23 protein-coding genes and 1 CRISPR repeat array (1 of these 24 only partly in view) are annotated in these 21,514 nt (G+C 59.9%); of the genes, 18 read left to right on the top strand and 5 right to left on the bottom strand.

Annotated features, from left to right (window positions below; genetic code table 11):
• Positions 1-91: 91 nt before the first annotated feature.
• A complete protein-coding gene (gene nrdG / locus ACMGF9_RS21320) occupies positions 92-556 on the top strand; it encodes an anaerobic ribonucleoside-triphosphate reductase-activating protein (RefSeq protein ID WP_166444774.1) in 465 nt (154 codons plus the stop codon).
• A gap of 115 nt (positions 557-671) precedes the next feature.
• Here nrdG and ACMGF9_RS21325 read toward each other — a convergent pair whose 3' ends face one another.
• A complete protein-coding gene (locus tag ACMGF9_RS21325) occupies positions 672-1,892 on the bottom strand; it encodes an HNH endonuclease signature motif containing protein (RefSeq protein WP_243750846.1) in 1,221 nt (406 codons plus the stop codon).
• An 833-nt stretch (positions 1,893-2,725) separates the two neighbouring features.
• On the opposite strand from ACMGF9_RS21325, the gene ACMGF9_RS21330 reads away from it, so the two are divergent.
• Entirely contained in the window at positions 2,726-3,496 is a 771-nt protein-coding gene (locus tag ACMGF9_RS21330) for a DUF3800 domain-containing protein (protein ID WP_166444773.1), read from the top strand.
• Positions 3,497-3,670: 174 nt separating this feature from the next.
• Here the strand turns inward: ACMGF9_RS21330 and ACMGF9_RS21335 are convergent, their stop codons facing one another.
• Positions 3,671-3,859, bottom strand: a complete 189-nt coding sequence (locus ACMGF9_RS21335) for a hypothetical protein (protein WP_414160407.1) — start codon at positions 3,857-3,859, stop codon at positions 3,671-3,673.
• Positions 3,860-3,900: 41 nt separating this feature from the next.
• On the bottom strand, positions 3,901-4,956 hold the full coding sequence (locus tag ACMGF9_RS21340) for a permease (protein ID WP_414160408.1): 1,056 nt from the start codon (positions 4,954-4,956) through the stop codon (positions 3,901-3,903).
• 227 nt (positions 4,957-5,183) lie between these two features.
• On the opposite strand from ACMGF9_RS21340, the gene phnF reads away from it, so the two are divergent.
• Genes phnF through phnP form a run of 11 tightly spaced genes read left to right on the top strand, consistent with a single transcriptional unit; the run spans position 5,184 to position 13,487 of the window.
• On the top strand, positions 5,184-5,912 hold the full coding sequence (gene phnF, locus ACMGF9_RS21345; RefSeq protein WP_015376439.1) for a phosphonate metabolism transcriptional regulator PhnF: 729 nt from the start codon (positions 5,184-5,186) through the stop codon (positions 5,910-5,912).
• A complete protein-coding gene (gene phnG / locus ACMGF9_RS21350; RefSeq protein WP_016929298.1) occupies positions 5,913-6,356 on the top strand; it encodes a phosphonate C-P lyase system protein PhnG in 444 nt (147 codons plus the stop codon).
• Positions 6,357-6,359: 3 nt separating this feature from the next.
• Positions 6,360-6,941: a phosphonate C-P lyase system protein PhnH gene (gene phnH / locus ACMGF9_RS21355; RefSeq protein ID WP_031299805.1), complete on the top strand. Its 582-nt coding sequence runs from the start codon at positions 6,360-6,362 to the stop codon at positions 6,939-6,941.
• Complete coding sequence (locus ACMGF9_RS21360) at positions 6,941-8,026, top strand: carbon-phosphorus lyase complex subunit PhnI (protein ID WP_021504231.1); 1,086 nt, start codon at positions 6,941-6,943, stop codon at positions 8,024-8,026. Before phnH ends, ACMGF9_RS21360 begins: the two co-directional genes overlap by 1 nt.
• Positions 8,019-8,879, top strand: coding sequence for an alpha-D-ribose 1-methylphosphonate 5-phosphate C-P-lyase PhnJ (locus tag ACMGF9_RS21365; protein ID WP_004933420.1), 861 nt, complete (start codon positions 8,019-8,021; stop codon positions 8,877-8,879). Before ACMGF9_RS21360 ends, ACMGF9_RS21365 begins: the two co-directional genes overlap by 8 nt.
• The gene (phnK, locus tag ACMGF9_RS21370) at positions 8,879-9,667 is read left to right on the top strand and encodes a phosphonate C-P lyase system protein PhnK (RefSeq protein ID WP_380692405.1); all 789 of its coding nucleotides are present in this window, start codon (positions 8,879-8,881) and stop codon (positions 9,665-9,667) included. Before ACMGF9_RS21365 ends, phnK begins: the two co-directional genes overlap by 1 nt.
• A gap of 16 nt (positions 9,668-9,683) precedes the next feature.
• Positions 9,684-10,388, top strand: coding sequence for a phosphonate C-P lyase system protein PhnL (gene phnL, locus ACMGF9_RS21375; RefSeq protein ID WP_019453319.1), 705 nt, complete (start codon positions 9,684-9,686; stop codon positions 10,386-10,388).
• On the top strand, positions 10,388-11,524 hold the full coding sequence (gene phnM, locus ACMGF9_RS21380; protein ID WP_015376433.1) for an alpha-D-ribose 1-methylphosphonate 5-triphosphate diphosphatase: 1,137 nt from the start codon (positions 10,388-10,390) through the stop codon (positions 11,522-11,524). The genes phnL and phnM overlap by 1 nt, the downstream gene beginning before the upstream one ends.
• Positions 11,524-12,093 carry a ribose 1,5-bisphosphokinase gene (gene phnN / locus ACMGF9_RS21385; RefSeq protein WP_021504235.1) on the top strand — a complete coding sequence of 190 codons (570 nt, stop codon included), beginning with the start codon at positions 11,524-11,526 and terminating at the stop codon, positions 12,091-12,093. The genes phnM and phnN overlap by 1 nt, the downstream gene beginning before the upstream one ends.
• A complete protein-coding gene (locus ACMGF9_RS21390; protein ID WP_015376431.1) occupies positions 12,090-12,692 on the top strand; it encodes a DapH/DapD/GlmU-related protein in 603 nt (200 codons plus the stop codon). Before phnN ends, ACMGF9_RS21390 begins: the two co-directional genes overlap by 4 nt.
• A 12-nt stretch (positions 12,693-12,704) precedes the next feature.
• The gene (gene phnP / locus ACMGF9_RS21395; protein WP_015376430.1) at positions 12,705-13,487 is read left to right on the top strand and encodes a phosphonate metabolism protein PhnP; all 783 of its coding nucleotides are present in this window, start codon (positions 12,705-12,707) and stop codon (positions 13,485-13,487) included.
• Here the strand turns inward: phnP and ACMGF9_RS21400 are convergent.
• Together ACMGF9_RS21400 and ACMGF9_RS21405 are read right to left on the bottom strand one after the other, a co-directional pair.
• Positions 13,444-14,076, bottom strand: coding sequence for an NAD(P)H-binding protein (locus ACMGF9_RS21400; protein WP_015376429.1), 633 nt, complete (start codon positions 14,074-14,076; stop codon positions 13,444-13,446). The two genes, phnP and ACMGF9_RS21400, sit on opposite strands and share 44 nt — an antisense overlap.
• 30 nt (positions 14,077-14,106) lie before the next feature.
• Positions 14,107-14,547 (bottom strand): YhbP family protein, encoded by a 441-nt coding sequence (locus ACMGF9_RS21405; RefSeq protein WP_015376428.1) that lies wholly within the window; start codon positions 14,545-14,547, stop codon positions 14,107-14,109.
• Between the two features lie 433 nt (positions 14,548-14,980).
• On the opposite strand from ACMGF9_RS21405, the gene speFL reads away from it, so the two are divergent.
• From speFL to ACMGF9_RS21430, 5 genes are all read left to right on the top strand, one after another.
• Entirely contained in the window at positions 14,981-15,085 is a 105-nt protein-coding gene (gene speFL / locus ACMGF9_RS21410) for a leader peptide SpeFL (RefSeq protein ID WP_004933443.1), read from the top strand.
• Between the two features lie 273 nt (positions 15,086-15,358).
• Positions 15,359-17,521: an ornithine decarboxylase SpeF gene (gene speF / locus ACMGF9_RS21415; RefSeq protein WP_118892515.1), complete on the top strand. Its 2,163-nt coding sequence runs from the start codon at positions 15,359-15,361 to the stop codon at positions 17,519-17,521.
• 62 nt (positions 17,522-17,583) lie between these two features.
• The gene (potE, locus tag ACMGF9_RS21420; protein ID WP_015376426.1) at positions 17,584-18,900 is read left to right on the top strand and encodes a putrescine-ornithine antiporter; all 1,317 of its coding nucleotides are present in this window, start codon (positions 17,584-17,586) and stop codon (positions 18,898-18,900) included.
• A 502-nt stretch (positions 18,901-19,402) separates the two neighbouring features.
• Entirely contained in the window at positions 19,403-19,921 is a 519-nt protein-coding gene (locus ACMGF9_RS21425; protein WP_004933453.1) for a nuclear transport factor 2 family protein, read from the top strand.
• A gap of 136 nt (positions 19,922-20,057) precedes the next feature.
• Entirely contained in the window at positions 20,058-20,342 is a 285-nt protein-coding gene (locus ACMGF9_RS21430) for a GIY-YIG nuclease family protein (RefSeq protein ID WP_414160625.1), read from the top strand.
• Positions 20,343-20,402: 60 nt separating this feature from the next.
• Positions 20,403-21,514: direct repeats of the CRISPR family, unit length 29 nt; unit sequence CGGTTTATCCCCGCTGGCGCGGGGAACAC (it continues 77 nt past the right edge of the window).

Consider the following 21,514-nt stretch of genomic DNA (forward strand, 5'->3'; position numbering starts at 1 on the left):
ACCAACCGGAGCGTACACGCAGTACGTGAGGATTGGGAGCACTGCCCGGAGGCAAAATGGCCAGTAAAATAGCCTGATGGGCAGGCCTCACATGAATTATCACCAGTATTACCCGATCGACGTGGTCAACGGCCCCGGCACCCGCTGCACGCTGTTTGTCGCCGGCTGCGTGCACCAGTGCCCCGGCTGCTACAACAAAAGCACCTGGCGGCTCAACTCCGGCCAGCCGTTTACCCCGGCGCTGGAAGAGCGCATCATCACCGATCTGAACGATACGCGCGTGCCGCGCCAGGGGCTGTCGCTCTCCGGCGGCGATCCGCTGCACCCGGCCAACGTGCCGAGCATCTTGCAACTGGTGAAACGGGTGCGCGCCGAATGCCCCGGCAAGGATATCTGGCTGTGGACCGGCTACCGGCTGGCGGAGCTGGACGCACAGCAAATGCAGATAGTGGACAGAATCAACGTGCTGATCGACGGCAAGTTCGTGCAGGATTTGAAAGACCCGGCGCTGATCTGGCGCGGCAGCAGCAACCAGGTGGTGCATAGGTTGCGTTGAGCTGGTGGTATGTGTCTCGACGTGTGTTGGCCCAAGTTTGACCTGATACAGCTATGGCACGGAGTTAATCTGACGGGCTGCTTTGTGCCAGAAGCGGAAGTTTGTGACCAGTTAATCATGCCAGCAAGATCTTAACGAAGGCATCCCAGCGGCCTTCGATGTTGTCTTTGTTGATAGGGAGCAGCGTTTTGCGCATCGTTATCCCATCAATGGCCGCGAGATCTGCGTCTTTTTTTACCAGGTCTGGCGCGAACCAAAGTTTAAGCGTGTGCGGATCGATGGCGCATAGTCCCGCGTCAAAGAGCTTGTGGATATCAGCGCGCAGCAGCAGACCGTTTTTAAAGCTCGCGCCACCTTTGCGAGCGTGGGCTTTAAGGTGCGCGGCTTCGCAGCGTAGCGCAATGGCATTCGTGTAGACGCAACGGCCACCGCAGTTAAGCATCACATCTTCACGGAATTTCCCCTGATCACGACGGCGACGGCCATAGAACGGTACATCTTCTTTGTGTTCGCGTTCTTCAGCCAGCGACCGTTCGGCTTGCGGTTCTTCAGCCTGGGGTTCTTCGACCATCACGGGTTCAGGTTCGACCGCTTTCGGTTCTTCCCAGGTTCCCAGGAACATGGCAACGCGCTGGGGCATTTTGACACGATTCAAAATCCCAAGGTGCGCTTTTTCCCAGACCAGGAATTCTTCCAAGCGACTCGCTGGGCAACCATGTTTAAGCGCCGGATGGGGGGATTCCTTTTTGACTGGAGCGGGTGCGAGAGCAGATACAGTCGTGCTGCTACTGCCTGTGCTGTAGCTGCTACGGCCACCCACATGGCGTTTAACCGAATTTCCTTCAACCAGGATTTGCTTGTCCTCGTCGATCTGACGCTGGAAGAATGCCTCAATTTGGGTGTAGTTCAGCTTGAAGTGGCGCATAACTGCGCCACGGAAAGCCAAACGAACTTCTTCGTTACGATTTGGCGGGCAAGCACGGTCAACGCGCTGGGAAGCATAGGTATTATTCCCCCAGGCTTGCGTACCGTAACGGCTAAATATGACCGTCCAGTTTTTCCCCGATTGGCTGCGATAAACCTTACCATCGCAGACGAACACGAACGGAGACGAAATAATAAACCCGTGAACTTCCATAGTCATTTTAATCCACCTCAACCAGCTTTTTTCCAGTCCACCCCTTCGAGATCGACCTTGCCAACTTATTTCTGCCAACATTTGCCGTAAGGATAAATGCAGTGACCTGTATTTGAAATCGGTTCGACCTGCATTTACGATTAGCTGCTCGCCCACCCGCAATATCTGCAACTGAAAATCGTGGTTGTCGAGTTCCACAAAACGTTCGATTTCTGGATGCTTTGCCAGTCGGCGAGCGGGGCTGATGGCCGCTGGTGTGCTGAGTGCAGTTAGTCATTACAGAAATCAAAGACCAGAAACAACGATGACCGTTGAGTTAATGGAACAACCGCTGGTCACAAATAAAGTGGGTTCGTCAAAATGAAATGCAGGTCGAAATGTTCGAATGCAGGTTCATTTGCAGTTAATCCGGGTTTGGTCACCCGGATAGATGCAGGTATTATGGGCAAAAATGACGCGATAAATGCGGGTCTGGGCATTTATAAATGCAGGTCACTACAGTTACTCGCTCAAAGCAGCCTGTAAAATTCTGACTCCCTAAAAAACAGGCTTGACGCGGGATAACTTTCGTTTTCCAAACGGTCCCTTACAGGCCGCAGAAAAATCTGGGGTTCCGGCGCAGAACCCCTATTACGTGATAGCATGTAACTGGAGTTATCCGTCAGCGAGGCATCTCCTTTACGGCAAGTTGCAGAGATCTTCTTTTCTGATATTACTCACGAATTATTTTTGACCTGCTACGAAGAGAACATTCCTCTGGAATTAATTGAAAAATTGATTTCGAATGCAAGAACATCTCTCCCACCAGTGGAGTCATAACAATAAACAGCCACATAGTGCTGTGCTGCTTGCATATCAACTTCTGCTCCTCGCTCCTATAAGACCTTCGTCCTGCCCGTCAAGTGCCGTGAGTAGATTGTGCGAGCGTATGGATACACTAGAGACCTAAAGGCTCTTGAGTAGATCTACAAACATTGTCTGTCGCTTGGGTTAAGCATAAAATACCCATTAAATTTTATGTGGGTATTTGTATGGAATACGTGGCTTTTGGTGATGAGAGTGGTACGACAGGGAGTGACCGCTGTTATGGCATTGGTTTGCTGTGTGTGCGTAAAGACACGTTGCACATCTTCAATGAGCGCGTTCAGAAATTAAAAGATAAGTACGGGATTGTCGGTGAGTTGAAGTGGTCCAAGATTAAGAACAGTGCAGGGCAGGCAAACATCTGCATTGAGCTGCTGGCTATGGTGCTCAAGAACTCGTGCTGCTTCCACTCAATTGTTGTAGTTAAGAACATTTACAACAACTGGAAGACAGACAGGGAGTTAGCTTTTTACCAGACGTACACAATGCTCGTTAAGAACGTTGCTAAGCAGATTAAGAGTGATGTTGAGGTGATCATCGACCAGAAGATTGATAAATACAAAAAGAACGATGAAGTGACAGGTATTGTTGCTAACAACATGCTGGCTAGGGCAGGGATGAAGAAGCTGGTTAAGTCTGTGACGATGCACGACTCTAAGCATCATCTTGGATTACAGGTTGTCGACATTCTGACCGGAGCTGTGAACTCTGGGTACTTGAAGTACCTTAATCCTCGGCTAGAACTATCAGTGGCTAAGGAGCTTGCCTTTGAACGTATGGCTGCTCTGCTTGGCTGGGATTTTTTCCATTACGATACATTCCCGAATAAGGATTTTAATATCTGGCATTTCCCGCAAGAGATGCGAGCTATGCCGGGTTCAAAGAGTATTCGACCTGATTACAGCGTTCCATTGGTTAATCGGGAAGAGCTGCCCTAATCTTGACTTCAAAAATCGATTGTTTATGCATAGGCCGACCAGATTTAAAGGATAGGTGTCAATCGATACTGTAGTAGTGCACTAAATTTGGCCACTGGAACAAATATGTAAATGTCGGCTTCTCGCTTAAAGCCGACCTACAGCGCCCCTAGACACTGTAAGTCCAGTAGTGAGCTAGCACAACTCAACATTATCCTCGATAACGCCCCGAATTTTCGCTTTAAATAAAGCCATTCGTTTTTCTGCCTCCGAATGGCTGAGATAAACCGCGGTGCCGTTTCTTAAGCGTTCAAGGGCGGCATCCACCCTTTCACGCAACGCTTGCGCCTCTATGTCCATTTCAGGTTTATTCCGCTGTTCCATTTCCATCTCCTCCATTGAGACAGCATCGGGTCATGAATTAGTTACACCAACCCCATCCCCACCACGCCGGTCAGTACGCCGCACAGCGCCACCAGCACCGCCGTCAGGCACAGCGCCCGGGCGGAGAAGGCCTTGTTGAGCATCAGCAGCGAAGGCAGGCTGACCGCCGGCAGGGTCATCAGCAGCGCCAGTGCCGGGCCTGCGCCCATGCCCGCCAGCATCATGGTCTGTACGATCGGGATTTCCGCCGCGGTGGGGATAACAAACAGGCAGCCGACGATCGCCAGCGCGATGATCCACAGCAGGCTATTGTCGACGGCGCCGTCGGCGTGCGGGAACAGCCAGACTCGCGCCGCGCCCAGCGCCAGCACCGCCAGCACGTAGATCGGGATGGTCGACCAAAACAGCGCCCACAGCGCTTTGCCCCAGCGGGCGAGGAACGGCCGTTCGTCGCTCTGCGCCGTCATCAGCGGCGGCTGCGGCGCGGCGGGCTGCGGGTCGTTGGCGGTCACGCGCTGCACCAGCCAGGCGATGCCCAGCACCATCACCACGCCCGCCACCAGGCGGATGGCGGCGAACGGCCAACCGAGCACAAACCCCATAAACACCAGCGTCGCCGGGTTCAATACCGGGTTGGCGAGCCAAAAGGCCAGCGCGGTGCCGCTGGACACCGACTGGCGGCGCAGGCCGGCGGCAACCGGCGCGGCGCAGCAGGTGCACATCATGCCCGGCAGCGCGATCAGCGCCCCCAGCACGGTGCCGGAAAAACGCCGGTGGCCGAGCGTGCGCGCCAGCCAGTCGCGCGGGATCAGCACCTGCACCAGCGAGCCTAACAACACCCCGAGCAGCGCCGCCTTCCACACCGCGGTGAAGTAGACCAGCGCGTACTGCCAGGCCGCCAGCCAGGGGCTCGCGGCGCCGTCGGCCAGGATCGATTTGCCGATCGAGTGGCTGTCCGCCGCCACGAAGGCCTTGCCGTAGTAAGGCTGCCATTTCACGTAGTAGAGGCCAACGGCCACCACCAGCAGAAACAGGATCGGTTTCCACAGCGGCCAGGCGCGTGGGGCGTGTTCAGGGGCGTTCAGAGGTTGCGGCATGGTAGCGGCCAGAGTCAGTCAACAGTGGCGCCAGCATAGCGCGCCGCCGCCGCTCGTGCACGCCTGGGCTGTCCTAAATAGTTCATCTGTTCGCCACCGAGGCGTAACGCGATTGTCATCTGCGCCCGGCACCATGATGCCGACGTGAAGACCACAGGGTAGACGCCCGATGAAACGCACCGCTTCCGCCTTCATCGCACCGCCATCGGCATGACGAGGTTTTTATTATGATGGAGTTATCTAGACATCCGACCACTTACCCCACGCGCTATCAGCAGATCGCCGCGCAGTTGGAACAGGAGCTGCGCACGCAGTACCGCTGCGGCGACTACCTGCCTTCGGAACAGCAGCTGGCCGAGCGTTATCAGGTCAATCGCCACACCCTGCGCCGCGCGGTGGATCAGCTGGTGGAACGCGGCTGGCTGCAGCGCCGACACGGCGTCGGCATCCTGGTGCTGATGCGGCCTTACGACTACCCGCTGCACGCCAACACCCGCTTCAGCCAGAACCTGTTCGAGCAGGGCAGCCACCCCACCAGTGAGCGCTTACTCGCTGTCTTGCGCCCGTGCAATGGGCATGTCGCCAGCGCGCTCTCGCGTGAAGAAGGCGAAATGGTGATCCACCTGCGCACCCTGCGCCGCGTCAACGGCGTGCCGATGAGCGTGATCGACCACTATCTGCCCGATCTGGACTGGTGGCCGGCGCTGCAGCAGTTCCACAGCGGTTCGCTGCACCAGTTTATCGAACAGCACCTGCAGCAGCCGCTGACCCGCCGCCAGACGCGCATCAGCGCGCGCCGCGCGCAGGCCAAAGAGAGCCGGCTGCTGGAGATCGCCACCCACGCGCCACTGCTGTGCGTGCGCACCCTTAACGTCCGCAGCGGCGGCGAAGACGTGGCGGAATACTCCGTCAGCCTGGCCCGCGCCGACATGATTGAACTGACGATGGAGCACTGAATGCACGCCTTAGAGTCGAGACAACGCTGGATGTCGGTGCTGGCGCACAGCCGGCCCGAGCAGCTGCGCAGCCACTGGCAGGCGCTGAACCTCAGCCCGGGTTACCGCAGCATCCGCGCGCCGGAGATCGGCCTGGCCCAGCTGCAGGGGCGCATGGGCGCCACCGGCCGCCGCTTCGTGCTGGGGGACATGACCGTCACCCGCGCGGTGGTGCAGCTGGACAACGGCGGCTACGGCTACAGCTATATCGCCGGGCGCGACAAGGCGCACGCCGAGCTGTGCGCGCTGGCCGATGCGCTGCTGCAACAGCCGGAACACGGCGAACGCCTGCAACAACAGCTGATCGCGCCGCTGGCCGCGCTGCAGCACGAACAGCGCCAACTGCGCGCCCGGGCGATCGCCGCCAGCCGGGTGGACTTCTTTACGCTGGTGCGAGGGGATTAAGCCATGAGTTTATTGACCGGTTTTGAACAACCGATAGACCAATCGCAGCACGCTTTCCGTTTGATTCTTAAAGCCTTGAGCGAACCGGGCCACCGGGTGACGCTGCCGGCCGGCCCGGCCTGGGCGCCGCTGAACGCCGCCAGCACCGCCGCGCTGCTGACGCTGGCCGATCAGGAAACGCCGCTGCAGCTGTGCGCGGCGCTTAAAAGTGAGCAAGTGCTAACAAACATTCGTTTTCACAGCGGCGCGCCGCTGGCCGCCACGGCGCAGGAGGTCTGCTTTGCCCTGTTCGATGAGCACGTTCAGGCCGCCGATCTGCAGGCGTTGCCGCACGGCACTGAAATCTCGCCGGAATGCGGCGCCACGGTCATCGTGCAGCTCGCCGAGCTGGAGAACGGCGCCGCGCTGCGCCTGACCGGCCCCGGCATCGAGAGCCAACGCCTGATAGCGCCACGCCTGCCGCCGGCGCTGCTGGATTATCTGGTCAATCGTCCGCAGCGCTTCCCGCTGGGGCTGGATATTTTGCTGACCTGCGGCGATCGCCTGCTGGCGATCCCGCGGACCACCCGCGTGGAGGTGTGCTGATGTACGTAGCGGTAAAAGGGGGCGAAAAAGCCATTGAGGCCGCCCATCAGCTGCAGGAACAGCTGCGGCGCGGCGACGAGGCGCTGCCGGCGATCGGCGCGGAACAAATCGAACAGCAGCTGGGGCTGGCGGTGGATCGGGTGATGACCGAAGGCGGCATCTACGATCGCGAGCTGGCGGCGCTGGCCATCAAACAGGCCAGTGGCGATCTGGTAGAGGCGATCTTCCTGCTGCGCGCCTATCGCACCACCCTGCCGCGCCTGGCGGTCAGCGAGCCGCTGGCCAGCGAAAACATGCGGCTGGAGCGGCGCATCTCGGCGGTTTACAAGGACTTGCCCGGCGGGCAGGTACTGGGGCCGACCTACGACTACACCCACCGGCTGCTGGACTTCGCGCTGCTGGCAGAAGGCGAGGCGCCGCGTGCGCCGCAGGCCGACGAACCGCTGCCGGACAACTGCAGCCACGTGTTCGATCTGTTGTGTCGCCAGCAGCTGGCGCGGGAGGAACAGGACGACGGCAGCGCGCCGGACGACATCACCCGCAACCCGCCGGTTTACCCCTGCTCGCGCTCGGCGCGCCTGCAGCAGCTGGTGCGCGGCGACGAAGGTTTTCTGCTGGCGCTCGGCTATGCCACCCAGCGCGGCTACGGCCGCAACCACCCGTTCGCCGGCGAGATCCGCACCGGCCACGTTTCGGTGGAGATCGTGCCTGAAGAGCTCGGTTTCGCCATCGATATCGGCGAAATCCTGCTGACCGAGTGCGAAATGGTCAACGGCTTCGTCGATCCAAAAGACCACCCGCCGCACTTCACCCGCGGTTACGGGCTGGTGTTCGGCCGCGCCGAACGCAAGGCGATGGCGATGGCGCTGGTGGACCGCGCATTGCAGAGCCCGGACTACGGCGAAGGCGTCGCCGGCCCGGCGCAGGACGAAGAGTTCGTGCTGGCCCACGCCGACAACGTCGAGGCCGCCGGCTTCGTCTCCCATCTCAAGCTGCCGCACTACGTCGACTTCCAGGCCGAACTGGAGCTGCTCAAGCGGCTGCGACAGGAATACAGCGAGCGTCAGGAGGCCCGCGATGAGTGAAGTATTGACCGGCTATAACCTCGGTTATCTGGACGAACAGACCAAGCGCATGATCCGCCGCGCCATCCTGAAGGCGGTGGCGATCCCCGGCTATCAGGTGCCGTTTGGCGGCCGCGAGATGCCGATGCCCTACGGCTGGGGCACCGGCGGCATTCAGCTCACCGCCAGCGTCATCGGCCGCGCCGACGTGCTGAAGGTGATAGACCAAGGGGCCGACGACACCACTAACGCGGTGTCGATCCGCCGCTTCTTCCAGCGCGTCGCCGGGGTGGAAACCACCGAGCGCACGCCGGAGGCTACGCTGATCCAGACCCGTCACCGAATTCCGGAAACCGCGCTGCGCGAAGACCAGATCCTGATCTATCAGGTGCCGATCCCGGAGCCGCTGCGCTTTATCGAACCGCGCGAAACCGAGACCCGCAAAATGCACGCGCTGGAGGAGTACGGCGTGATGCAGGTGAAGCTGTATGAGGACATCGCGCGCTACGGCCATATCGCCACCACCTACGCCTACCCGGTTAAGGTCAACGATCGCTACGTGATGGATCCGTCACCGATCCCGAAATTCGACAACCCGAAAATGCACATGATGCCGGCGCTGCAGCTGTTCGGCGCCGGGCGCGAGAAACGCATCTATGCCCTGCCGCCGTTTACCAAGGTGGAGAGCCTGGACTTCGACGACCATCCGTTCAGCGTGCAGCAGTGGGACGAACCCTGCGCGCTGTGCGGCTCGCGCCACAGCTACCTGGACGAGGTGGTGCTCGACGATCGGGGCAACCGCATGTTCGTCTGTTCGGACACCGACTACTGCCGGCAGCAGCTGGCGCAATCTTCGCAAGAGGCGCAGCACTGATGACTTCCACCCCTTTGAGCACCACCCCGCTGCTGTCGGTGAACCGGCTCACCCACCTGTACGCCCCCGGCAAGGGCTTCAGCGACGTGTCGTTCGACATCTACCCCGGTGAAGTGCTGGGCATCGTCGGCGAATCCGGCTCCGGCAAAACCACGCTGCTGAAGTCAATCTCGGCGCGGCTGGCGCCGCAGCGCGGGCAGATCCTTTACCGCCCGCAGGCGGAGCAGGAGCACGACCTGTACGCCATGGCGGAGAGCGATCGCCGCCGCCTGCTGCGCACCGACTGGGGCGTGGTGCACCAGCACCCGCTCGACGGGCTGCGGCCGCAGGTCTCCGCCGGCGGCAACATCGGCGAGCGGCTGATGGCCATCGGCCAGCGCCACTATGGCGACATTCGCCGCCAGGCCGGCCAGTGGCTGGAAGACGTCGAAATCCCGCTGTCGCGCCTCGACGATCTGCCGACCACCTTCTCCGGCGGCATGCAGCAGCGGCTGCAGATCGCCCGCAACCTGGTCACCCACCCCAAGCTGGTGTTTATGGACGAGCCGACCGGCGGGCTGGACGTGTCGGTGCAGGCGCGCCTGCTCGATCTGCTGCGCAACCTGGTGGTGGAGATGCAGCTGGCGGCGGTGATCGTCACTCACGATCTCGGCGTGGCGCGGCTGCTGGCCCATCGCCTGCTGGTGATGAAACAGGGCGAAGTGGTGGAGAGCGGCCTGACCGATCGGGTGCTGGACGATCCGCACCACCCCTACACCCAGTTGCTGGTTTCTTCGGTGCTGTCGTAACCCAAGGCGATAACAGATGACTATGCAAATCCGAGTTGAACATCTCAGTAAAACCTTTGTGCTGCATCAGCAATACGGCACCCGCCTGCCGGTGCTGCACGACGCCAATCTGACGGTCCACGGCGGCGAATGCGTGGTGCTGCACGGCCACTCTGGCAGCGGCAAATCCACCCTGCTGCGCTCGCTGTACGCCAACTACCTGCCGGACAGCGGCCATATCTGGATCAACCATCAGGGCGACTGGCTGGACATGGTCAGCGCCGATGCGCGCCAGATTCTGGCGGTGCGTCGCCATACGCTGGGGTGGGTCAGCCAGTTCCTGCGGGTGATCCCGCGCATCAGCGCGCTGGAGGTGGTGATGCAGCCGCTGCTGGAACAGGGCGTCGAGCGCGCCGAATGCCGTGAACGCGCCGAAGCGCTGCTCGCTGCGCTCAACGTGCCGCAGCGCCTGTGGCCGCTGGCGCCGTCCACCTTCTCCGGCGGCGAGCAGCAGCGGGTAAACATCGCGCGCGGCTTTATCGTCGACTACCCGATCCTGTTGCTGGATGAACCGACCGCCTCGCTCGACAGCCGCAACAGCGCGGCGGTGGTGCAGCTTATCGAACGCGCCAAGGCGCGCGGCGCGGCGATCGTCGGCATTTTTCACGATGAAGGCGTCCGCCGACAGGTCGCCGACCGGCTTTATGATATGCAGGCGCCGCAGGCGCTGGAGGCCCTCTGATGATCGTCAATAACGTTAAGCTGGTGCTGGATGACCAGGTGGTGCAAGGCTCGCTTGAGATGCAGGACGGCGTGATCCGCAGCTTCGCCGACGGCCCGAGCCGGCTGCCGCAGGCGCTGGACGGCGACGGCGGCTGGCTGCTGCCGGGGCTGATCGAGCTGCATACCGACAACCTGGACAAGTTTTTCACCCCGCGCCCGAACGTCGACTGGCCGGCCCATTCGGCGATGAGCAGCCACGATGCGCTGATGGTGGCCAACGGCATCACCACGGTGCTGGACGCGGTGGCGATCGGCGACGTGCGCGACGGCGGCCACCGGCTGGAAAACCTGCAGAAGATGATCGACGCGGTGATCCACAGCCAGCGCGCCGGGGTGAACCGCGCCGAGCATCGGCTGCACCTGCGCTGCGAGCTGCCGCACGAGAGCACCCTGCCGCTGTTCGAACAGCTGATGGACAAACCGGGCGTGTCGCTGGTGTCGCTGATGGACCATTCGCCGGGCCAGCGCCAGTTCGCCTCACGCGAAAAATACCGCGAATATTATCAGGGCAAATACCACCTCAACGACCAGCAGATGAGCGAGTACGAGGAGCAGCAGGTCGCCCTGTCCGCCCGCTGGGCCGCGCCGAACCGCGAGGCGATCGCCGCCCACTGCCGCGCGCGCCGCATCTCGCTGGCCAGCCATGACGACGCCACCGCCGCGCACGTGGCCGAGTCCTGCGCGCTGGGCAGCGCGATTGCCGAGTTCCCCACCACCGAGGCGGCCGCCCGCGCCTCGCACCAGCAGGGCCTGCAGGTGCTGATGGGCGCGCCAAACATCGTGCGCGGCGGTTCCCACTCCGGCAACGTGGCGGCGCACCATCTGGCGGCGCTGGGGGTGCTGGACATTCTCTCTTCCGATTATTACCCGGCCAGCTTGCTGGACGCGGCGTTTCGCCTCGCGGCGGACGAGCGCAACGCCTACGATCTGCCCCAGGCGGTGCGTATGATCACCCGCAACCCGGCGCGGGCGCTGGATCTGCAGGATCGCGGCACCCTCGCCGAAGGATTGCGGGCGGATCTGGTGCTGGCGCGGCCGCACGGCGAGCACGTTTACGTGCAGAACGTGTGGCGTCAGGGCAGGCAGGTGTTCTGATGGCGCGGCTCATCTATCTGATGGGGCCTTCCGGCGCAGGCAAGGACAGCCTGCTGGCCGCGCTGCGGGCCGACGCCGACCGCGCGCCGCTGGTGGCGCACCGCTACATCACCCGGCCGGCGGACGCCGGCTGCGAGAATCACATCGCGCTGAGCGAACCCGAATTTCTGCGCCGCCGCGCCAAGGGGCTGTTCGCGCTCGACTGGCAGGCGCACCAGCAGCGCTACGCGTTCGGGATCGAAGTGGATCTTTGGCTGCTGCAGGGGATCGACGTGGCGGTCAACGGTTCGCGCGCCCACCTGCCGCAGGCGCAGCAGCGCTACGGGGCGCAGCTGCTGCCGGTGTGCCTGCAGGTCAGCGCCGCGATCCTGCGCCAGCGCCTGCAGGATCGCGGGCGGGAAAGCGCCGAACAGATCGAGCAGCGGCTGGCGCGGGCGGCGGAATATCAGCAGAGCCTGCCCGCCGGCTGCCGGGTGCTGCACAACGACGGCCCACTCGACGACACCCTGGCGGCGCTGCTGGCGCTGCTGCCGACCTCTACCCGACAAACTCAGGACGCGACGCCATGAACGACTTCGCCCAGCCGAAAATCGGCGACAACGTGACCCTTAACCGCACCCGGCTCGGCCAGTATGTGCACCTGGCCGACGATGCGATCCTGGAAGAGGTGGAGATGGGGGACTACTCCTACACCGCCGGGCACAACCAGATCTTTTACGCCACTATCGGCAAGTTCGTCTCCATCGCCTCCTATGCGCGCATCAATCCCGGCAACCACCCGACCTACCAGCGCATCGCGCAGCACCACTTCACCTACCGCGCTTCCGAATACGGGCTGGGGGAAGATGACGCAGCGTTCTTCGACTGGCGGCGCGAGCACCACGTCACCGTCGGCCACGACGTGTGGATCGGCCATAACGCCATCCTGATGCCGGGCGTCAGCGTCGGCAACGGCGCGGTGATCGGCAGCGCGGCGGTGGTCACCAAAGACGTGGAGCCCTACAGCATCGTCGCCGGCGTGGCGGCCAAGAAGATCGGCATGCGCTTTGACGACGCGCTGATAGAACGCATCGAACGCAGCCAGTGGTGGCACTGGGATCACGCCACGCTGCAGGCGCGGCTGGCGGATTTTCGCGACATTAACCGCTTTGCGCAGAAGTACCTTTAACGGAGGGGAGCGATGCAACTGACCTTTCTCGGCACCGGCGGCGCGCAGCAGGTGCCGGTGTTCGGCTGCGACTGCCCTATCTGCCAACGGGCGCGGCGCGAGCCGGCATTTCGGCGGCGAGCGTGCAGCGCCATGCTCAACTATCAGGGGGAAACGACCTTATTGGATGCGGGATTACCGGCTTTGGAGCGGCGGTTTTCGGCGGGGCAAATTCAACGTTTTTTACTGACACATTACCACATGGATCACGTTCAGGGGTTATTTCCTTTGCGTTGGGGGTGCGGAAATTCCATTCCGGTATATGGCCCGCCGGATGAACAGGGCTGCGACGACCTGTTCAAACACCCCGGCATTTTGGCATTTCAGCCGCCGCTGGCGCCCTTCGCCACCGTCGAACTGGGCGGCATGCGCATCACCCCGCTGCCGCTGCAACACTCCAAACTGACCCACGGCTATCTGATCCAGGCGGCGGGCGCTGCGCTGGCCTACCTGACCGACACCGTCGGCCTGCCGCCGGCCACCGTCGGCTATCTGCAGAACGTGGCGCTGGATCTGCTGGTGCTCGACTGCAGCCTGCCGCCTCAGCCGCAGGCGCCGCGCAACCACAACGATCTGACCCGCGCGCAGGAGACGCAGCGGTTGCTGCAGCCCAAACGCACGCTGCTGACGCACATCAGCCATCATCTCGATCTGTGGCTGCTGGACCACGAACTGCCCGCCGGGCTGGAGCTGGCGTTCGACCACCTCAGCGTCAGCCTCGGTAGCAGTGCAGCCGGTCCGACTCCAGCACCCTGACCCCTTCACCCGGCGTGAACGCCTGCTGTAACAGCGTCTGCGCCACGTCTTTGGCGGCGACCGCCCGCCATTTGCCGGGCAGCAGCCTGAACAGCGGCAACGTGAGGCGCTCCATCAGGCGCGGCGCCGGGCGATCCCCCACCAGCATGGAAGGCCGCACCAGCGTCAGGCGCGGCCAGCGCTGTTCGCGCAGCGCCTGCTCCATCTCGCCTTTGGTGCGGTTATACAGGAAGGTGGAATCCGCGTTGGCGCCCAGCGCGCTCACCACCAGACAGTGCTGCGCCCCCAAGCGGCGGCCGGTCAGCGCGCTCTCCACCACCAGTTGATAATCGACGTAGCGGAAGGCATCGGCGCTGCCCGCCGCCCGGCGGGTGGTGCCCAGGCAGCAGAACACCAGATCGACCGGTTGCTGCAGGCTACTCAGCAGCTCGAACAGCGCATCGCCGACCGGGTTGGTCAGCTTGCCGTGCGGCGGCAGCGGCGTGCGCGTCGGCGCCACGATGGCCGTTATCTGCGGATCGCTTTGCAACCGCTGCAACAACTCGCGCCCCACCAGCCCGGTTGCGCCGACTAACAGTGCTCGCGCCATGCGATCTCCCGTTGTAATCAATACGTCGACTTAAAGTATAGACCGCGCCCAGTGCAGCTTCTTGCCGAAGCCGAGGGTGTTGTCGGTCATCTTCACCTCGTGCAGATCCAGCCGCCAAACCGAGGCCTTCATCGCCCTGGCGATCGGGAAACGCTTGCAGTAACGCGCGCGCGCCGCCTCGGCCTCTTCGCCGCTCAGCAGCACCGCCTCGGCGCGGTACTGCACGCCACGGATCAGCGCGATGCTTTTCGGCTTCGGCGCGATGGTGCCGACCACCCGACCGTTGTTCAGCATCAGCCCGCCGTGGCGGGTGTGCGGTTCGGTCATCAGCCACAGCGCCATCGTCGCGGCGTCGAACACGTAAAAACAGTTGGCGCACCACATGTCGAGGCCGTCGCCGGCGCACAGCGTCAAGACGTGTTGCTTACCGATAAAATCCGCAATCTGCTGCCGTTGTTCTGGGGTATTCAAGGTCAATCGCCTCCCTGTTCACTCGCCTCATCTTACCCTGCGTTGTTGAGGCGAGTCACAAATAACGATAATCATCAAAAATCGCATGTGAATACAAAACCATTATATTTGAATTTTTACCCAATCCAGCATAAAGCAGATTGATAACATAAATAACACAATGCGGATTTATTTGATCGTTATGCAGCCGGTTATTTGACCGCTTTTTTTATTCCTTCTCGGGCGGCATCAAAATTAAGCGCTCAAGGCCCGCGAACATTAGCAATTCATTTACATGCCAACCTCTGCGTCTGGATGATACTTATGCAACACATTGCATAACCGGTGAATAGTTATTTATCAAAACCGGCATTTATGTGATTCTCATCACAATTTTTAGTGCATCTTGCGCTAAAATAGCGCCATCTTTTCACTCAGCAAGGTGGATTAGAAAATGGAAAACAATAACCGAAAAATGGCGCACATCAGGCGTACAACCCATATTATGATGATGGCTCATCGCAGCTGCTTTAGCTTCGCATTCTTCAACTACAGATAACCCTCCCCCTCGCTCTTACGCCGTTGTTAAGAGTGTCTTTGCGTTTCACTTTATTCTCCGCACTCCGGTGATAATGTCTTTTTCTCGCTAAGCGGGAAGGACACGCAACACATTTTTAATTTCGGCCAAGCGCATCCAGGATAAATAAAACAGCGAACACAGTTAATGCCTTTCGGCATCACTGGGTTCTCGCACACCTTTATTTTCGTGAAGGCGTTAACGGCAAATGGAATTATTTGCCGGCGGAATGCCTTTGCCTGAAGAATGAGAAAAATGAAAAAATTAAAAATTGCCGCCAACACCCAAACCCTCGGCTGCTTTGAAACTGAACGCGACATTGTCGATGTGCATCACAGCGATTTCAATGACGTCGCCGCCATCGTGCTGTCGGTAGACGACGTCGCGCAAGGCATGGTGGCGCGCATCGAAGAACACGGCCTGAACATTCCGCTCTTCGTCGCCGTCTGCTGCGAAGAAGAGCTGGATAATGCCGTCTTGCCGGCGCTGCACGGCGTGTTTGAGCTGTGCGGCAAGAATACCCATTTCTACGGCAAACAGCTGGAGGCCGCCGCCGCCAAATATGAGAGCGAGCTACTGCCGCCATTCTTCAACACGCTGACGCAATACGTAGAAATGGGTAACGCCACTTTCGCCTGCCCCGGCCACCAGGGCGGCGAGTTCTTCCGCAAACACCCGGCGGGCCGCCAGTTCTTCGACTTCTACGGCGAAACGATTTTCCGCTCCGACATGTGCAACGCCGACGTCAAACTGGGCGACCTGTTGATCCACGAAGGCGCGCCTTGCGCCGCGCAGCAGCACGCCGCCAAGGTGTTCAACGCCGACAAGACCTACTTCGTGCTCAACGGCACCTCGGCCTCGAACAAGGTGGCGACCAACGCCCTGCTGACGCGCGGCGACCTGGTGCTGTTTGACCGCAACAACCATAAGTCCAACCACCACGGCGCGTTGATCCAGGCCGGCGCTACGCCGGTTTATCTGGAAACCGCCCGTAACCCGTTCGGCTTTATCGGCGGCATCGACGCGCACTGCTTCGACGAACGCTACCTGCGCCAACAGATCCGCGAAGTGGCGCCGGAACGCGCCAACGAGGCTCGCCCGTTCCGCCTGGCGATCATCCAGCTCGGCACCTACGACGGCACCATCTACAACGCCCGTCAGGTGGTCGACAAAATTGGCCACCTGTGCGACTACATCCTGTTCGACTCCGCCTGGGTGGGCTATGAGCAGTTCATTCCGATGATGAAAGACTGCTCGCCGCTGCTGCTGGAACTGAACGAAAACGATCCCGGCATCATCGTCACCCAGTCGGTGCACAAACAGCAGGCCGGTTTCTCGCAGACCTCGCAGATCCACAAAAAAGACAAGCATATCAAGGGGCAGAGCCGCTACTGCAACCACAAGCGCTTCAACAACGCCTTTATGCTGCACGCCTCCACCAGCCCGTTCTACCCGCTGTTCGCCGCGCTGGACGTCAACGCCAAGATGCACGAGGGCAAAAGCGGCCAGCGCCTGTGGCAGGAGTGCGTGCGCGTGGGCATCGAAGCGCGCAAAATGCTGCTGGATACCTGCACGATGATCAAACCGTTCGTGCCGGATCAGATCGACGGCAAGCCGTGGCAGGCCTATGACACCGCGGCGATGGCCAACGATCTGCGCTTCTTCAACTTCGTGCCCGGCGAGAAATGGCACGCTTTTGAAGGCTATGCCGAATCGCAGTACTTCGTCGATCCGTGCAAACTGCTGCTCACCACGCCGGGCATCGATACCGCCACCGGCAGCTACAGCGAGTTCGGCATCCCGGCGACCATTCTGGCCAACTACCTGCGTGAAAACGGCATCGTGCCGGAAAAATGCGATCTCAACTCGATCCTGTTCCTGCTGACGCCGGCGGAAGACATCGCCAAGATGCAGCATCTGGTGGCCCTGATCGCCCGCTTCGAGAAGCACATCGAGCAAAACTCATTGCTCAGCGAGGTGCTGCCTGCGGTCTATAAAAACCACCAGCAGCGCTACAAAAACTACACCATCCGCCAGCTGTGCCAGGAAATGCACGACCTTTACGTCAGCTATGACGTTAAAGAACTGCAAAAAGAGATGTTCCGCAAAAGCTATTTCCCACGCGTGGTGATGAACCCGCAGGACGCCAATACCGAGTTCGTGCGCGGCAATGTGGAATTGGTCTCGCTGGCCAAGGCCGAGGGCCGCATCGCCGCCGAAGGCGCCCTGCCTTACCCACCAGGCGTGCTGTGCGTGGTGCCCGGCGAAATTTGGGGCGGCGCCGCACAGCGTTATTTCCTGGCACTGGAAGAAGGCATCAATTTATTGCCGGGATTCGCGCCGGAATTGCAGGGCGTTTATATCCAACAGGATGAGGACGGCTGGAACCGCGCTTACGGCTACGTCATGAAAAATTAATCACCTTACGGGGCGGTGATTATTCTCGCCGCCCGGATCGCATCCTAAAAGAGAAAATGATCATGAGTAAGTCCAATAATAAAATGGGGGTCGTGCAATTAACGATCCTGACCGCCGTGAACATGATGGGTTCTGGCATAATTATGCTGCCGACCAAGCTGGCCGAAGTGGGCACGATTTCGATCGTTTCCTGGCTGGTGACCGCCGTCGGCTCGATGGCGCTGGCCTACGCCTTCGCCAAATGCGGCATGTTCAGCCGTAAATCCGGCGGCATGGGCGGCTACGCCGAATACGCCTTCGGTAAATCAGGCAACTTCATGGCGAACTACACCTACGGCGTTTCGCTGCTGATCGCCAATATCGCCATCGCCATTTCCGCCGTCGGCTACGGCACCGAGCTGTTTGACACCACGCTCAGCCCGCTCGGGATCTGCATCGCCACCATCGGCGTGCTGTGGCTGGCGACCGTCGCCAACTTCGGCGGCGCGCGCATCACCGGCAAAATCAGCGGCATCACCGTCTGGGGCGTGATCATTCCGGTGGTGGGCATCTCGGTCATCGGCTGGTACTGGTTCAGCGGCAGCGCCTACGTCGCCGCCTGGAACCCGCATCAGGTGCCGACCTTCGAAGCCATCGGCGCCTCGATCTCAATGACCCTGTGGGCGTTCCTGGGGCTGGAATCCGCTTGCGCCAACACCGACGTGGTGGAAAACCCGGAGCGCAACGTGCCGATCGCCGTACTGGGCGGCACACTCAGCGCGGCGGTGATCTATATCGTTTCGACCAACGTGATCGCCGGCATCGTGCCGAACATGGATCTGGCCAACTCCACCGCCCCGTTCGGGCTGGCGTTCTCCCACATGTTCAATCCAACGGTCGGCAAGATCATCATGGCGTTGATGGTGATGTCCTGCGTCGGCTCGCTGCTCGGCTGGCAGTTCACCATCGCCCAGGTGTTCAAATCCTCCGCCGACAGCGGCTTCTTCCCGAAAATCTTCTCCAGGCTGAGCAAGGCCGACGCGCCGGTTAAAGGCATGCTGACCATCGTCGTCATCCAGAGCGGTTTGTCTCTGATGACCATCAGCCCGTCGCTGAACAAGCAGTTCAACGTGCTGGTGAACCTGGCGGTGGTGACCAACATCATCCCGTACATCCTGTCGATGGCGGCGTTGGTCATTATTCAGAAAGTGGCGAAGGTGCCGGACAACAAGGCGCGCATCGCCAATATCATCGCCGGCATCGGCGCGCTGTACAGCTTCTATGCGCTTTACAGCTCCGGTGAGGAAGCGATGATGTGGGGCGCTATCGCCACCTTCCTCGGCTGGACGCTGTACGGCATCGTCTCGCCGCGCTTCGAGCTGGCGGGAAAAAAGGGGTAAAGCGGTAAGGCACCGGCGGCCGGGGATGGGATTGTGATAGGGCGCAATATCACCTCATCGCAACCCTGGCCAGCCGACGCTCTCTGTCGCCCACGCCGCTCTAGTGACTGGAATGACTCACTCTCTTTCTTACTCTCGGGCTTTATTATCAGTAAATCCAAGCCACCAAGCATAATTCCTGTTCACTACCGCCATTCATAAATAAAAAGCATCAAAACATCATTGATACCGCTTATATAAATCCATTTAAAACAGCGTTCTCGCTTCGTCACCCCATGTGCGCCAACGCCTTTACCATGAATAAAACCCCTTATTTAATATGTCGTTATGATGATTAATGCCGTTTTGCAGGGACTTTATTTCCTGAACGCCTAAGCACTTTCTATCATCTGCTCTGCTTTCCGGCGGTGCTATGATCATCGTTGATTTACAACCAATCACCGGCTCATCATCGGAATAAACGGCCAATTATTCACCCCGGAAGTCACGTGACGAGGTTTATATGAAAAACAATGAAAAACTCATTGTGAAAGCAGAAGAGACTCAACTGCCAAAAGATGTGGTTTATGCATTCTTGATGAACACGGCAAAGGAAGACGTCACCAATGCCGCCATGCGTCTTATCGATGAAAACGCGGTTTATACTTCCCTGAACTTTGAAAACAAAGAGCTCAAACAGATCGAGCCCTGGGCGGGCACTTCTCAAGGGCGACAGGTTTACATCGATACCTTTTCAAATGTCGGAACTTACTGGGAAATAAACGACTTCACGATCGGTGACATTCTTGCCGACGGAGGCACCGTGGCCGTATTTGGTCAATTCACCTATACCTCAGTAGCGTTAGGCCATCAGTTCACCTCTCCTTTCGCAATAAAAGCGCAAGTCAAAGACGGAAAAATCGTTTATTTCCAGTTTATGGAAGACACCTATGCTTCCGCGGCTTCATTCCGCGTCAGTGGCGAGTGGACAATTCAGCATCATAAAGGGGAAGAAAACAAATTTACCGTGGGTGTAAAATAATCCCTTATCGTCAAGACGGAATAAACAAACCGTTCCGCCAGTGGTGAAATCCATCGTTAAATCGTGACAAAATAGAGATGCCGCGCTTAGCTATGGCGGCCTGATGTCATCTCTACCCTTGCACAGGACCCCAATGATGGACTTACCCCACTGGTATCTCTATATGCTGCGTTTACCGAGCGGCATGCTGTATACCGGCATCACCACCGACGTGGCGCGCCGCCTGGCGCAACATCAAGCCGGCAAAGGTGCCAAGGCGCTGCGCGGCAAAGGGGAGCTGACGCTGGCGTTTCACTGCCAGGTGGGGGATCGCTCAACGGCGCTGAAGCTGGAATACCGCGTCAAACAGCTGAGCAAAATACAAAAAGAGCGGCTGGTGAATCACCCGCCGCTGTCGTTGGCGTATTTGCTTCCCAGTTAACAGGTGTCGGTAAAGTTTTATCCCTCATATTCGAACTGCCTGTGCGGCAGTGAAGCTCTGGAGTCTATCCCCGTTGGCGCGGGGAACACTGTTTGGCGGATCCGCAGTGGCATTGGGGTTACGGTTTATCCCCGCTAGCGCGGGGAACACGGCCTCATACAGCACTGTCTCTGCCTGGATGGCGGTTTATCCCCGCTGGCGCGGGGAACACGGCACCATCGAGATGAACCCAATCACCGAGCGCGGTTTATCCCCGCTGGCGCGGGGAACACATTTGGAAGCTGTCAAACAGCCCGATCGGTGACGGTTTATCCCCGCTGGCGCGGGGAACACGCAAGCACAAGAGGTATCGGCGATCGAGGAGTTCGGTTTATCCCCGCTGGCGCGGGGAACACACGTTAGGAATGCTGCCATCATATGTGCGAGACGGTTTATCCCCGCTGGCGCGGGGAACACTGTCTTATATAGTCCTGCAGGCCGACGATCTGCGGTTTATCCCCGCTGGCGCGGGGAACACGGTTCGTAGATGATGCAGCCGAACGCCAGGCGCGGTTTATCCCCGCTGGCGCGGGGAACACCCTTTCGCCGGGGGCCGAAAACAATGAGCAATCGGTTTATCCCCGCTGGCGCGGGGAACACTCTTGAAACCCGGTAAACGATGTTCCAAGGCGCGGTTTATCCCCGCTGGCGCGGGGAACACCGATAGCCCGGCGGTTAATATTATGGGTATTCCGGTTTATCCCCGCTGGCGCGGGGAACACATACGTTGCAGTGTCCAAAATACACACGTACTCGGTTTATCCCCGCTGGCGCGGGGAACACAACTCGTGGGCGAGCAACATGTGACCCGCGTTCGGTTTATCCCCGCTGGCGCGGGGAACACGCGGCAGAGAAACGCAAGGCAGTGACGGATGCCGGTTTATCCCCGCTGGCGCGGGGAACACGCCGGGGCAGCGCTCCCAACGCAAATAACTGTCGGTTTATCCCCGCTGGCGCGGGGAACACGTTTCCATAGCGCAGTAAGGCGAGTCAGCGCGCGGTTTATCCCCGCTGGCGCGGGGAACACGCGTGATGCAGATAAGCCAACTGGAGAACAAGCGGTTTATCCCCGCTGGCGCGGGGAACACCGGTGCGCTATCCACAGTGAAAGTATAACTCACGGTTTATCCCCG

This window comes from Serratia sp. BNK-23 (genome assembly GCF_047456145.1).
Lineage (GTDB): Bacteria > Pseudomonadota > Gammaproteobacteria > Enterobacterales > Enterobacteriaceae > Serratia > Serratia nematodiphila.